This window comes from Actinokineospora spheciospongiae (assembly GCF_000564855.1).
In the GTDB taxonomy this organism is placed as follows: domain Bacteria; phylum Actinomycetota; class Actinomycetes; order Mycobacteriales; family Pseudonocardiaceae; genus Actinokineospora; species Actinokineospora spheciospongiae.
Genome location: NZ_AYXG01000071.1, coordinates 16,390 through 28,494, shown reverse-complemented (window position 1 = coordinate 28,494; position 12,105 = coordinate 16,390). Strand labels below are relative to the sequence as shown.

The following is a 12,105-nucleotide window of genomic DNA, read 5'->3' as shown; positions in this document are numbered from 1 at the left end:
CCGACAGCTCCGGAGTTCCGACGCTCATGGGGCGTCTAATAGCTGTCCCAGCGCCCCGAAGACTTTCGCGAGGATCGGCTCGAGGCGGCGGATGTCCGCGAGCTCCTGCTCGGTCGCGCGGCCGGTGTCGGGCCGCTCCATCAGCAGCGCAGTGTCCTCCTGCGTCAGCGGCGACGGCCTGTCGGTGGCGATCAGGGCCATCTCGACGCCCATGGCGTGGGCCGCGGCCCGTTCGAAGGTCACCGGTCCGCCCATGTGCATGCCGGGGTGCCGCACGATCCCTCTCGCCAGGGCCGCCGGGTCGTCGCCGACCAGGGCCGCCACCACGTGATCGTCTGCCATCGACCCATTCTCCCATTCGCCCTCGATGTCAGCCGAACAGCTCGTCGCTGGCCTCCCGCAGGCGGGTCAGGTGCAGGTCCAGGCCCCGCACGCGGCGGTCGTGGACCTGCATCGCGGTGAAGTGGGCGAACCCGGCGAAGGCCAGCGGCGCGAGGTCCGCCGCCTCGGCCAGCCTGCCATTGAACAGAGTGATCGAAGTGGTCATGCGAGCGACCGTAGGAGTTGACACCAGTATCAGGGGGCAAGCCGAGCGACCGTGGGGAGCGCGCTGCGGATCGGTGAACTCGCGGCCCTCACATCGGCGACGCCGCGGATGCTGCGCCACTACGAGAACGAAGGGCTCATCGCCGCGGAGCGCTCCTCCACCGGCCAGCGCCTGTTCGACCCGTCCGTCGTCGAACAGGTCCGCTCCATCCGGCGGCTGCTCGCAGCCGGGCTGCCCGTGGTGGCTGTCCGCGAGCTCCTCGACTGCATCCACGAAACAGATCGCCTCGAGCCGTGCGCGGTGCCGATGCTGGTCGAGCACCTCCAGGTCTACGACAGGCGCATCGCCGAGCTCACGACGACCAGGGACGCCCTCCAGGGGCTCATCGACGCGTCGAGCATCTGGGTCACTAACGGCGCGTCGGTCACCGGCGACACGATGTCATTGCGCGTATCAGCGTACGAACTGCCGCCGATACTTAGTCCGTGACGAAGACGAGCGAGAGGGAGCCGGAGACCATCCCAGCCGACTTTGCGCGATGCTGGTGGAAGGCCCTGATGGCGAACACGGTCGCGCTGATTGAGGACGCTGCGCTCCTCGCTTCCCATGACAGCCCAGGTCGGGCGCAGGCGCTGATCGTGCTCGCCATGGAAGAGCTCGCCAAGGCGCGCTGGCTGTACGCGGCCGCCGAGTACGAGTGGACCGCACCGCTGGGCCTCTACGGCCTCGAGTCGCGGCCAGCTGGCGACGTGGTCGTGCCGGAAGGCCTGAGTTCGACCAGGCGGCCCCACTCGGAGAAGCTGCAGGTGGCCGAGCAATTCGCATCGGGGCTTGCCGGTTTCTGGAGCCTGGACCGGCGGATGGAGTACTACGAGCGTGCCGACCTGGAGACGTTCGCCGCCACCGCCAAGCAGCGCAACCTCGACAAGCAGGCGGGCTTCTATGTGGACCGCGATGGCGAAAGCATCACCAGTCCTCTGGCCATCGCCGCCGACGACATCGCGAACGCCATCCGGCGCACCGCGAAAGTGGTACAGATGCACCTGATCGAGGATCACACCCGCCAGCAGGATGCGCCCGATGCGTCGTTGATCGACTCCGCCGAAGACCTGCACTGGGCGGTCATGCCGTACTCGGATCCCGAGTTGTTCGCCAACTTCGTTGCCCAGCACTCAGCTGATGGCGACGAGTAGGCCGACTCACCAGCACGCACCGAGCGCGCACTGGCCGGAGTCTCGGAGACAGCAAGGAGCCGGCTCGCGAGGGACGTCATCGCCGCCAGAGCTCCAGCGACTCCCAGTCCTCGGGGACGCCGATGGAAGCGACCGACAGGGCCTGCGAGGCCGGGAACTCCCGCAAGAGGTCCGCCAGTCGTCGGTGCCAATCCGTCCCCGCCTCGATCGAGGGAAGGAGGTGGGCGATCACGGCCAGCGCGTTGTAGGTGCCGAAAACGCCCTTGGCGGTCTGCTCGTCGCGGAGGTGGTCGAGGACCGGCACCTGCCCGGCCTTGGGCCGCGCGGGCGCGTGCTGGAGCTTCCGGTTGAACAGCCGGGCGTGGTGCGCCGCGACGTTCCGGACGTAGTTGAGGCTGGCGAGCCAGCTGACCATGATCTTCTTCGTCGGCACCCCGAAGGCGAGGGCGATCTCCTCGGCGTCCTGCTGGCGCAGGCCCCTGTAGAGGACGGAGAGCTGGCCGAGCTCGAGCAGCTCGGTGAGCGCCCAGACCGGCATCCGGTCGTCGTACTTTTCGCGGAAGTGGGCGACGAACTGCTCGTCGGACTTGGCCCGCCGCTCGCTGGCCCGCTCCAGCCACCTGGCGTGCGAGCTGGGGACCGGCTCTCCACTCTCGGGGTCGGTGCCTGGTGCGGTGAACGCCTCCGTGAAGCACGCGGGGTCCTCGTGGGCGAAGGCCGAGGCCCGTCCGAAGACGTAGCCCAGCTGCATTCGCACGGCGACCTCGATGCGCTCGACGCCGTCCATGACGAGCATGCGCAGCCGCCGGTCAAAGTCGATGATGTCCTCGGCGTGGCCCAGCGTCGTCTCCGTCCTGTAGTCGCCCAGGACGCGGGTGCGCACGCGGTCGTCGTCATCGATGTACTGCTCGGACTCGCGGAACGGGTAGAGGTAGCCGGTGAGCCGGTAGTAGCCCACCGCTCTGAGGACTGCTGCCGCGTGTTCGCGGTCGCCCACGTCGATTCCCCGGCTCGCCAGCCGCTCGACCTGCTGCTCCAAGGAGAGCCAAGGCTTCGTGTACTCGACCATGAAGATCCTCGCGAAAAGAAAATCAGCCCGCGCCTTCCGGCAACGGGCTGATCGTGATGACTTGATGCTAGCACGGCGATCCAACGGTCACCGCCGAATAGGCTCGAGCCGTGCGGACAGAGGGCGTAGCGCCTGCGCGCCTGGCGGCCGCATACTGCGCCAGTCGCGTTCCGATTTAACATGACACAAAACCACTCTTGACCTGCGGTTATGCACCAGCGGCGTGTCTCAGATTAGGTTCTGCGCCAAGAGTCGGCACGATTCGGCATGTCGTCGAGTTCCGCTTCAACGTCTGAGCCCCGCGGGCTGGACGCCGCCCGGCTGCCGGCACGAGTTCGTCGGATTCAGCTCCGTGCCCGGGTCCGCCGCGCCAGGTCGGTGGCGGCGTCCTCCCAGCGGGGGAAGTCGAAGGTGAACCCGCTGTCGAGCAGGCGGCCGGGGACGACGCGGCGGCTCTTGAGCAGCAGTTCGGTGTCCGACCGCAGGGCGAACGCGCCGACCTCGGCCATCCACTTCGTCGCGGGCAGGCCGATCGGCATCCGCCAGGCCCGGCGCAGGGTCCGCATGAACTCGCGCTGCGGGAGCGGTCCGGGGGCGGTGAGGTTGACCGGGCCCGCCAGGTCGTCCCGGGTGAGGAGGAACTGCACGGCCCGGAGGAAGTCCCGGTCGTGAATCCAGGAGACGTACTGCCGCCCGCCCGCCACCGGTCCGCCGAGGCCGAGTCGGGCCATCCAGGACAGGACGTCGAAGACGCTGCCCCGGTCCGGGCTCATCACCATGGCGGTCCGCAGGGCGACCTTGCGGGTGTCGGGGGTGGGCGCCTGCTCCTGGGCCAGTTCCCACCGCTCGGCGATCTCGGCGCTGAACGCCCAGTACCCCGGCACCCCCGGCTCGGCGCCCGCGATGATCCCGGTGGCCTCGTCGTTGGCCCGGTCGAACCGGTGCGCGTAGATCGTCGCGGTGCTCATCTGCAACCACACCCGCGGCGGCGCGGCGGCCTGGGCGATAGCCGAGCCGACGGCCCGCGCGGAGTCCACCCGCGAATCCATCATCTCGCGCAGGTTCGCCTCGGTGTAGCGGCAGCTGACGCTGCGTCCGGCCAGGTTGATCACCGCCGCGCAGCCGTCGACCTCCTCCGCCCAGGGGCCGACGGTGCGCCCGTCCCACCGCACCGATCGGACGCCGCCCCCGAGGTCGACCCCGGCCCGCCTGGTCAGCACGACCACGTCGTGCCCGGCCGCCGCCAGCGCCCGGCTGAGGAATCCTCCGACGTTCCCGGTCCCGCCGGGCAACACGATCTTCATGCGAACACCCCCGCGGCCACGCTACGCCGTTTCGACCGAGCGCGAATCCGCTCCGGAGGGCCTGGATGCCGCCCCGCGCAATGGAACCAGGGGGCGTGGCCCGAAAATGAGCTGGACCCGCCGCCTCGGGACGACCGGGTCCGGGCGCTGTCGGCCGCCAGCGCTGCGCGGGCCTGCTCGACCGGCTCGCCGGTGACCCCGGACCACCTCGCACTGGGCGACCTGGAGTTCCCGGCGGGTGACCTGGGCACGCGCCCCGGGTCCGCGACCCCGGGCTGCTCGACTCCGCCACTCACCGGCCACGGACGTCGGTGCTGGGAGAGGACGCCTGCCCCAGCGTGTTCGAGAAGGCGGCCGCGCTGCTGGAGTCGTGGCCCCGGTCTGCCGGGCTCGCCGGGGCGAACGCCCGTTGAGGTGGGCAGCTCGGGCGCGATAAGTGGGCAAGGTCTCAGGTTTTCACGCTTGCGTGCGCGGGTTGCGGCCACGGGGTAACGGTCACCGAGTGGATCACGACTTCTCACCCATGGTGACCGAACAGCTCGTGGCGATGTTCGAGCGGGACGTCCGTCTGGGCGTGGACACGCTGGTGGAGATCGGCTACGACCCCACCGCGTTCGAGTGGATGATCGAGGAGTTCGGCGCGGTCGGGGCGACGCGGCGGGTGGTGCTCGACCCGACGCCGTCGTTCGGGCTGTGGCGGTTGAAGGATCGGGGGTTGCTCGCGCACAGCGTGGAGATCTCCACCCTGCTGCCCTGGTACGCGCCGCTGTTCGACGAGGCGGTGCGGGACGCGGCGTGGCGGAAGTTGGAGTTGCTGGGCGTGGACGTGCGGGCGGAGGTCGCGAAGGTGGGGAGTCCGCTCGTCGGGGAGGTGTGAGGGTCAGCCCAGGGCGTCGAGGACGGCGTCGATCTCGGTGGCCAGGGCGACGTCGAGTTCGGTGATGCCGCCCTCGCTGTGGGTGCTGAGGGTGAACTTGAGCGTGCGCCAGCGGATGTCGATGTCCGGGTGGTGGTCGTCGCGCTCGGCGATCTCCGCGACGCGGTCGACCACCTGGATGGCCTGGGGGAACGACTCCAGTTCGACCTCCCGGACCAGGGAGCCCTCGCCCCGGCTCCAGTTCGGCAGCGTCCCCAGTGCCTTGCCCTGCTCGTGCTCGCTCAACAGTTCCGCCATGGCCCCCATGGTGGCCCTTCGCGCCCGCCCGCGCTGGGCGTAGGGTCGGGGTTGCCACGGGAGTCCGGTATCGGCCGGGCTGAGAGGAGGGCCACCCAGCCCTCGACCGTACGAACCTGATCGGGGTCATGCCCGCGCAGGGAGGTCCTCGTGGTGTGCACACGCCCGAGGAAGGTTCCCGATGCGCCGACTCGTCCCCCTGGTCGCCCTGGCTGTGGTCGCCGGTTGTTCCGTGGGGGGTGAGGCCCCGGTCGACCGCACCGTCGTGCTGGTCACCCACGACTCCTTCGACGTCGACCAGGCGGTGCTGGACGAGTTCGAGGCGCGGACCGGGATCACCGTGGCGCCGCGCAAGAGCGGGGACGCGGGTGCGCTGACCAACCAGTTGGTGCTGACCAAGGCGAACCCCATCGGGGACGTGGCCTTCGGCGTCGACAACACCTTCGCCTCCCGGGCGCTCGACGAGGGGGTGTTCGCCGAGTACCGGAGCCCGGAGGCGGACAAGGGGCCGCAGCGCTACGCCGTCGACGGCAGCGGGCGGCTCACGGCGGTCGACGTGGGGGACGTGTGCGTGAACGTGGACCCCGCGGCGCTCGGTGGCGAGGTGCCCAAGACCTTCGAGGACCTGGCGGACCCGAAGTACAAGGACAAGTTCGTGGTCGAGGACCCTGCGACGTCCTCGCCGGGTCTGGCGTTCCTGCTCGGGACCGTGGCGCACTACGGCGAGCAGGGGTGGGCCGACTACTGGGGCAGGCTCAAGGCCAACGGCGTGAAGGTCGTCAGCGGGTGGGAGGAGGCCTACACCCAGGAGTTCTCCGGCTCCTCCGGCAAGGGGCCGCGGCCCATCGTGGTGTCCTACGCGTCGTCGCCGTCGGCTGAGGTGGGGGAGGACGGGAAGGCGCGGACCGCCGCGCTGCTGGACACCTGCTTCCGGCAGGTCGAGTACGCCGGGGTGCTGAACGGGGCGAAGAACCCCGAGGACGCGAAGAAGGTGCTCGACTTCCTGCTGTCGGAGCCCTTCCAGAAGACCGTGCCGGAGAAGATGTACGTCTACCCGGCGCGCGAGGGCGTGGCGCTGCCAGACGCCTGGACCGCCGCGGCGCCGTTGCCGGAGCAGCCCGCGACCCTGCCCGCCGCCGACATCGCGGCGCAGCGGCAGCGGTGGATCGAGCAGTGGCGCAGCACCGTCGGGGGCTGAGGCCCGCGGCGGCGCTGGCGTTCGCGGCGGTCCCGCTCGGCTTCCTCGCCGTCTTCTTCGCCTGGCCGGTGGCCGCGATCGTGCGGCTCGGGTTCGGTTCCGGCGCGGCCGGGGTCCTGCGGGTCCTCGGCGAGGGGGCGACGTGGCGGCTGGTGGGGTTCACCCTCGCCCAGGCCGCCGCGTCGACCGCGGTGGCGGTGCTCGCCGGACTGCCGGTGGCGTTCCTGCTGGCCAGGGTGCCGGGCAGCGCGCTGGTGCGGGTGGCGGTGCTGGTGCCGTTCGTGCTGCCGACGGTCGTGGTCGGGTTGGCGTTCAAGGCGCTGCTGCCCGACGGCGGGGTGGTGGCGATCGTGCTGGCGAACGCGTTCTTCAACGTGGCCGTGGTGGCGCGCACGGTCGGCGGGCTGTGGGCGCACGTGGACCGGCGGGCCGAGGACGCGGCGCGGGCGCTGGGGGCTTCGCGGTGGCGGGCGTTCACCTCGGTGACCCTGCCCGCGCTGACCCCGGCGCTGGGGTCGGCGGCGGCGGTGGTGTTCCTGTTCTGCGCCACCAGTTTCGGGGTGGTGCTGCTGCTCGGCGGCGCCCGGCACCGGACGCTGGAGACGGAGATCTACCTGCGGACCGTGGAGCTGTTGGACCTGCCGGGCGCGGCGGCGCTGTCGCTGGTGCAGTTCCTGGCCGTGGTGGGCGTGCTGGTGGTCGGGGCCGTGGCGCGGCGGCGGCGGGAGAACGCGCTGAGCCTGCGCGGTCAGGCGGAAACCGTGCGGCGACCGCGCGGTGGGGAGTGGGTCGCGGCCGGGCTGGGCTACGCGGTGGTGGTGTTGCTGGTGGTGCCGATCGTGACGCTGGTGGTGCGCTCGTTCGCGGGCGGGACCGCCGGGTACGAGGCGCTGGCCGGGACCGGCTTCCGGGGCTCGTTGCAGGTCACCGGCCTGGAGGCGGCGCTGAACTCGGTGCGGGTGGCCACGGACGCGACGCTGCTGGCCCTGGTGCTGGGGGTGCTCGCCTCGGTGGCGCTGGTGACGCTGGGGCGCAGCCGGGTCCGGCCGGGGGTGGTGGAGGCCGTCGACACCGCGCTGATGCTGCCGCTGGGCGTCTCGGCGGTGACGGTCGGGTTCGGCTACCTGGTCACGCTGGACGCGCTGCCGGGGGACCTGCGGACCTCGGCGGCGCTGGTGCCGCTGGCGCAGGCGCTGGTCGTGACCCCGCTCGTCGTGCGGACGCTGCTGCCGGTGCTGCGGTCGGTCGACGAGCGGCTGCGGCAGGCGGCGGCGACGCTGGGGGCGGGGCCGTGGCGGGTGTGGCGCGAGGTCGACGTCCCGCTGGCCGGGAGGTCGCTGCTGGCCTCGGCGGCCTTCGGGTACGTGGTGGCGCTGGGGGAGTTCGGTGCCACCAGCTTCCTGGTGCGGCCGGACACCGCGACGCTGCCGGTGGTGATCGGGCGGCTGGTGGCGCGGCCGGGGGAGCTGAACAACCAGATGGCCTACGCGGCGTGCACGCTGCTGATGGGGGTGACGGTGGTGATCGCGCTGCTGGTCGAGCGCCTGCGGGTGCGCGGGGTCGGGGAGTTCTGATGCTCGCTGTGTCGGGGTTGTCGGTGCGCTACGGGACCGTGGCCGCCGTGTCCGATGTGGACTTCGAGGTGCCGGACGGGTCGGTGCTGGCGCTGCTGGGGCCCTCCGGCTGCGGCAAGTCGACGCTGCTGCGGGCGGTGGCGGGGCTGGAGGTCGGCACCGGGTCGGTGTGCTGGGACGGGGTGGACCTGTCGGGTGTCCCGGTGCACCGGCGCGGGTTCGGGCTGGTCTTCCAGGACGGGCAGCTCTTCCCGCACCGCGACGTCGCGGGCAACGTCGCGTTCGGACTGCGGATGGCGGGGACACCGCGCGCCGAGCGCGACGCGCGGGTCGGCGAACTGCTGGAACTGGTGGGGCTGGGCGGTCACGCCGCGCGGCGGGTGGGTGAGCTGTCCGGAGGGGAGCGGCAGCGGGTCGCGCTGGCGCGGGCGCTGGCGCCCCGGCCGCGGGTGCTGCTGCTCGACGAGCCGCTGTCGGCGCTGGACCGGGCGCTGCGCGAGCAGTTGGCCGTCGACCTGGCCCGGGTGCTGCGGGTCTCGGGCACGACGGCGCTGGTGGTCACCCACGACCACGACGAGGCGTTCACCCTGGCCGACCGGGTCGCGGTGATGCGCGCCGGGCGCGTCCGGCAGGTGGGGACGCCGGACGAGGTGTGGGCGCACCCGGTGGACGACGAGACCGCCCGCTTCCTCGGCTGCGGCCGGGTGCTGGACGCGGCGGAGCTGGCCGTGTTCGGCGACCCGCCGCGGCGCGGCCGGGTGGGGCTGCGCCCGTCCGCGCTGCGCGTGGGCCCCGGTCCGGTCCACGGCGAGGTGACGGCCCGGGTCCACCGCCGCGACCACGTGCTGCTCGTGGTCGCGGCGGAGGGCCTGGGCCGGGTCGACGCCGTGGCCGGGATCGCCGCCGCGCCGCAGGTCGGCGCCCGGGTGTCCCTGGTGCTCGACCCCGGCGGGGTGGTGCCGGTGGGTCAGCCGTCGCGGGTGAGCATCCGGGACAGGGCGATCGAGTAGCCGATCAGGATGTAGCAGCCCGCGCGCAGCACCCCGGTCAGCAGCGTCGCGGTGGGCAGCGGGTCCTTGACGACCTCCGGGATGGCCTCCCAGCTCGTGGTGATCAGCGCCGGGGTGAGCCAGTCCAGGGCGGGGATGACGCTGAGCACGCCGGAGACGATCACCACGCCCAGGCTGACCACGACGACGATCAGCGGGTGCTCGGTCCACGCCGACACCGCCAGCGCGACCGCGGCCAGCGCCCACACCTGGACGGTGACCAGCACGACCGTCAGCAGCACCCGGCCCAGGCCCGCGCCGAACGGCAGCGTGGTGCCCGAGGAGGTCAGCATCCCGTCGCCGCCGAGCAGCAGCAGGCCCGCGACGATGCCGGTGGCGGCCATCAGCAGCACGGCGAACAGGCTGACCGCGGCCACGCCGAAGGCCTTCACCGCCAGCAGCCTGGCCCGCCCGACCGGGGCCACGAGCAGCCCGCGCAGGGTTCCGTTGGCGGCCTCCCCGGCGAGCGCGTCGGCGGCGAGCATGGCGCCGGTCAGCGGCAGCAGCATGGTCATCGACATGGTCAGCCCGAAGATGGGCAGCAGCAGGCCGTTGCCCTCGACCAGGGAGGCCAGGCCGTCGCCGACCGATTCCCCGGACGACGAGCCGGTGGCGATCGCGATGCCGATGCCCGCCACGACCGGGACCAGGGCCAGCAGGGCCAGGCCGATCAGGGTGCGCGGGCGGCGCAGCACCATCCGCAGCTCGGAGCGCAGCAGCCGGGTCAACGGCGCGCGGCGCGCGGTGGCGCGCGGCTCGTCCAGGGCGGCGGTCATCGGGTCTCCTGCGGGACGAGGGGGTCGCTGGTGGGGTCGAGCTCCGCCGCGTCGACCGGGTCCTCGGTGAGGCGGGCGAACAGGTCTTCCAGGCCGGTCCGCTGCCTGCGCACCTCGTGCACCGGCACACCGGCCTTGACCAGCGTCTCCACCACCTCGGGGGCGGTGGTGGCGGTCAGGTCGACCCGGATGCCCTCGGCGAGGGAGCGGGCCGGGATGCGGTGGTCGCGCAGCGCGTCCACCGCGGCCTCGACCTCCGGGGTGGACACCAGCAGCGTGGCGCTGCCCGCGTCGAGCAGGTCGGCCAGCTCGCCCTGGGCCACGACGGTGCCCTGGTTGAGCACGGCCACGTGCGTGCAGGTGGCCTCGACCTCGGCGAGCAGGTGCGAGGACACGACCACGGTGGTGCCCGCGGCGTGCAGGTCGGCCATGATCGTGCGGATCTCCCGGGTGCCCGCCGGGTCCAGGCCGTTGGTGGGCTCGTCCAGGACGACCAGCCTGCGCGGCACCAGCAGCGCCCCGGCCAGGCCCAGCCGCTGCTTCATGCCCAGGGAGTAGCCGCGGAAGCGGCGGTTGGCCGCGTGCGCGAGGCCGACCCGCTCCAGCGCGGCGCCGACCGCCGCCGGGATGCGGGAGGTCGACAGGTGCGGCTCGGCGGCGGCGGCGCGCAGCAGGTTCTCCCGGCCGGACAGGAACGGGTGGAACCCGGGGCCCTCGACCAGGGCGCCGACCTCGGGCAGCGACTCCGCCGCGCCCTCGGGCAGCTTGCGGCCCAGCAGCTCGACCTCACCGGCGGTGGGGGTGACCAGGCCGAGCAGCATCCGGATGGTGGTGGTCTTGCCGGAACCGTTGGGGCCGAGCATCCCCAGCACCGCGCCGGTGGGCACCTCGAGGTCGACGTTGTCCACCGCGACCGTGCCGCGGTAGACCTTGCGCAACCCCCGGGTCCGGGCGGCCGGGACGGCCGCGGGCGAACCCGCGACCGTCCCGAACTCGGTGGAGCCGCTCACTTCTGCCCGAGGGCGTCGACGAGGACCTGCTGCGGGACCGCGCCCACGGCGACCCGGCCGTCCTCGGCGACCAGGGCGGTGCCGACCTTGGTGGTGATCACGAAGCCGGTGCCGAACGGACCGGAGACGGGCTTGCCGAACTGCTTGAGCAGGTCGAGCGGGGTGCCCGCGGCCTTCCTGCCGTCCGCGTCCTTCCCGGACACCTCGGCCTTGAGCAGGTCGGCCGGGACGGTGCCGACGAGCACGGTGTCCCAACCCTCGCCGACGACCTTCGGGTTGATGGTCGCCAGGAAGTCCTTCTTCTGCTGCTCGGTCGGCTGGTGCTCGCGCGCCTCGGCGTTGCCGTCGGTCACCTTCGCGCCCGCGGGCGGGGTGAAGGTGAACAGGCCCGCGTCCTGCGCGCCGGTGGCGAACTCGGTGAAGCCGACGCTGAGCGCGGGCTCGGCCGAGCCGTTGGCCAGGACCTCCAGCCGCAGCGGCAGCCTGGTCTCGGAGTCGACCGCGATGCGCACCTCGCGCAGCAGCGTGCGCTCGGTCGGCTTCGGGGTCAGCACGAGCTGGTAGGCCGGGCGGTCGGCGACCTTGGCGGTGCCGTCCACGCTGACCGTGGAGTCCGCCCGCATGGCGGTGATGAACTCCAGCGACACCGCCGCCGGGTCGGCCAGCTTCTCCTCGGTGGACCGGTCGGCCCTGTGCTCGGCCGCGCTGTCGTACTTCACGACCGAGCGGTCCGCGGAGTTCCACAGCCAGGTGGTGGCCCCGTCGGCGATGACCGTCTTCTCGCCGCGGCCCTGGTCCATCGAGATCCGGGCCTTGCCCTGCCCGTCGGTGTAGACGCGCACGGCCTCGTCGCCGGTGGGCAGGCCGGGCACCGGCAGGCCCAGGTCGCTGCTGACCTTCACCGTGCCCGACAGCGCGGGCACGTCGCTGGTCAGCACCGACTGCACCAGCGCCTCGGCGCTGACCTCGGGCAGGGTGGGCGGTGCCTCGTCGGCACCGGCCGGGGCCGCGAGCAGGACCAGCCCGACCACACCGGTGGCCGTCCCCGCCGCCGCGACGGACAACGCCGTCCTCTTCCTGTTCATGACTCTCTCTCCCTGTTCGGGTGGTGTATCCCGCACCGAGAACACTGCTCCCCCCACCCTGAGATGGCGCTGAGAGCGATCTTCGTGCTGAGAGACCGCTGAGAGTGCGGGCACGCACCCCCCACC

Annotated in this window: 13 protein-coding genes, 1 pseudogene and 1 riboswitch; of the genes and pseudogenes, 6 read left to right on the top strand and 8 right to left on the bottom strand. The window is 72.5% G+C overall.

Features of this window, described 5'->3' with window-relative positions; all coding sequences use genetic code 11:
* Positions 1-24 precede the first annotated feature (24 nt).
* Both UO65_RS09290 and UO65_RS34470 read right to left on the bottom strand, forming a co-directional pair.
* On the bottom strand, positions 25-342 hold the full coding sequence (locus UO65_RS09290; RefSeq protein WP_152552029.1) for a hypothetical protein: 318 nt from the start codon (positions 340-342) through the stop codon (positions 25-27).
* 31 nt (positions 343-373) lie between these two features.
* A pseudogene (locus tag UO65_RS34470) lies at positions 374-547 on the bottom strand (branched-chain amino acid aminotransferase); the annotation flags it as partial.
* A gap of 51 nt (positions 548-598) precedes the next feature.
* Between UO65_RS34470 and UO65_RS09285 the strand changes: the two are divergent.
* Positions 599-1,036, top strand: coding sequence for a MerR family transcriptional regulator (locus UO65_RS09285; RefSeq protein ID WP_233427502.1), 438 nt, complete (start codon positions 599-601; stop codon positions 1,034-1,036).
* Entirely contained in the window at positions 1,033-1,740 is a 708-nt protein-coding gene (locus UO65_RS09280) for an AbiV family abortive infection protein (protein WP_035280687.1), read from the top strand. The genes UO65_RS09285 and UO65_RS09280 overlap by 4 nt, the downstream gene beginning before the upstream one ends.
* Positions 1,741-1,816: 76 nt before the next feature.
* On the opposite strand, the gene UO65_RS09275 is transcribed toward UO65_RS09280, so the two are convergent.
* Positions 1,817-2,809, bottom strand: a complete 993-nt coding sequence (locus UO65_RS09275; RefSeq protein ID WP_035280686.1) for an Abi family protein — start codon at positions 2,807-2,809, stop codon at positions 1,817-1,819.
* Positions 2,810-3,153: 344 nt separating this feature from the next.
* A complete protein-coding gene (locus UO65_RS09270) occupies positions 3,154-4,113 on the bottom strand; it encodes a TIGR01777 family oxidoreductase (RefSeq protein ID WP_035280684.1) in 960 nt (319 codons plus the stop codon).
* A gap of 523 nt (positions 4,114-4,636) precedes the next feature.
* Between UO65_RS09270 and UO65_RS09265 the strand changes: the two genes are divergently transcribed.
* A complete protein-coding gene (locus UO65_RS09265) occupies positions 4,637-4,990 on the top strand; it encodes a hypothetical protein (protein ID WP_035280682.1) in 354 nt (117 codons plus the stop codon).
* Positions 4,991-4,993: 3 nt separating this feature from the next.
* Here the strand turns inward: UO65_RS09265 and UO65_RS09260 are convergent, their stop codons facing one another.
* Positions 4,994-5,287 (bottom strand): 4a-hydroxytetrahydrobiopterin dehydratase, encoded by a 294-nt coding sequence (locus UO65_RS09260; RefSeq protein WP_035280680.1) that lies wholly within the window; start codon positions 5,285-5,287, stop codon positions 4,994-4,996.
* 46 nt (positions 5,288-5,333) lie between these two features.
* A riboswitch (TPP riboswitch) is annotated at positions 5,334-5,447 on the top strand.
* 21 nt (positions 5,448-5,468) lie between these two features.
* Between UO65_RS09260 and UO65_RS09255 the strand changes: the two genes are divergently transcribed.
* Genes UO65_RS09255 through UO65_RS09245 form a run of 3 tightly spaced genes read left to right on the top strand, consistent with a single transcriptional unit; the run spans position 5,469 to position 9,069 of the window.
* A complete protein-coding gene (locus UO65_RS09255; RefSeq protein ID WP_035280679.1) occupies positions 5,469-6,485 on the top strand; it encodes a thiamine ABC transporter substrate-binding protein in 1,017 nt (338 codons plus the stop codon).
* Complete coding sequence (locus UO65_RS09250; protein WP_052020948.1) at positions 6,461-8,059, top strand: ABC transporter permease; 1,599 nt, start codon at positions 6,461-6,463, stop codon at positions 8,057-8,059. The genes UO65_RS09255 and UO65_RS09250 overlap by 25 nt, the downstream gene beginning before the upstream one ends.
* Entirely contained in the window at positions 8,056-9,069 is a 1,014-nt protein-coding gene (locus UO65_RS09245; protein ID WP_035280728.1) for an ABC transporter ATP-binding protein, read from the top strand. Before UO65_RS09250 ends, UO65_RS09245 begins: the two co-directional genes overlap by 4 nt.
* Here the strand turns inward: UO65_RS09245 and UO65_RS09240 are convergent.
* The 3 genes from UO65_RS09240 to UO65_RS09230 are packed head-to-tail and all read right to left on the bottom strand — an operon-like array spanning position 9,027 to position 11,979.
* Positions 9,027-9,884, bottom strand: a complete 858-nt coding sequence (locus UO65_RS09240; protein WP_035280677.1) for an ABC transporter permease subunit — start codon at positions 9,882-9,884, stop codon at positions 9,027-9,029. The genes UO65_RS09245 and UO65_RS09240 overlap by 43 nt on opposite strands.
* Complete coding sequence (locus tag UO65_RS09235) at positions 9,881-10,894, bottom strand: ABC transporter ATP-binding protein (protein WP_035280676.1); 1,014 nt, start codon at positions 10,892-10,894, stop codon at positions 9,881-9,883. The genes UO65_RS09240 and UO65_RS09235 overlap by 4 nt, the downstream gene beginning before the upstream one ends.
* The gene (locus UO65_RS09230; protein ID WP_035280674.1) at positions 10,891-11,979 is read right to left on the bottom strand and encodes a LolA family protein; all 1,089 of its coding nucleotides are present in this window, start codon (positions 11,977-11,979) and stop codon (positions 10,891-10,893) included. The genes UO65_RS09235 and UO65_RS09230 overlap by 4 nt, the downstream gene beginning before the upstream one ends.
* Positions 11,980-12,105 lie beyond the last annotated feature (126 nt).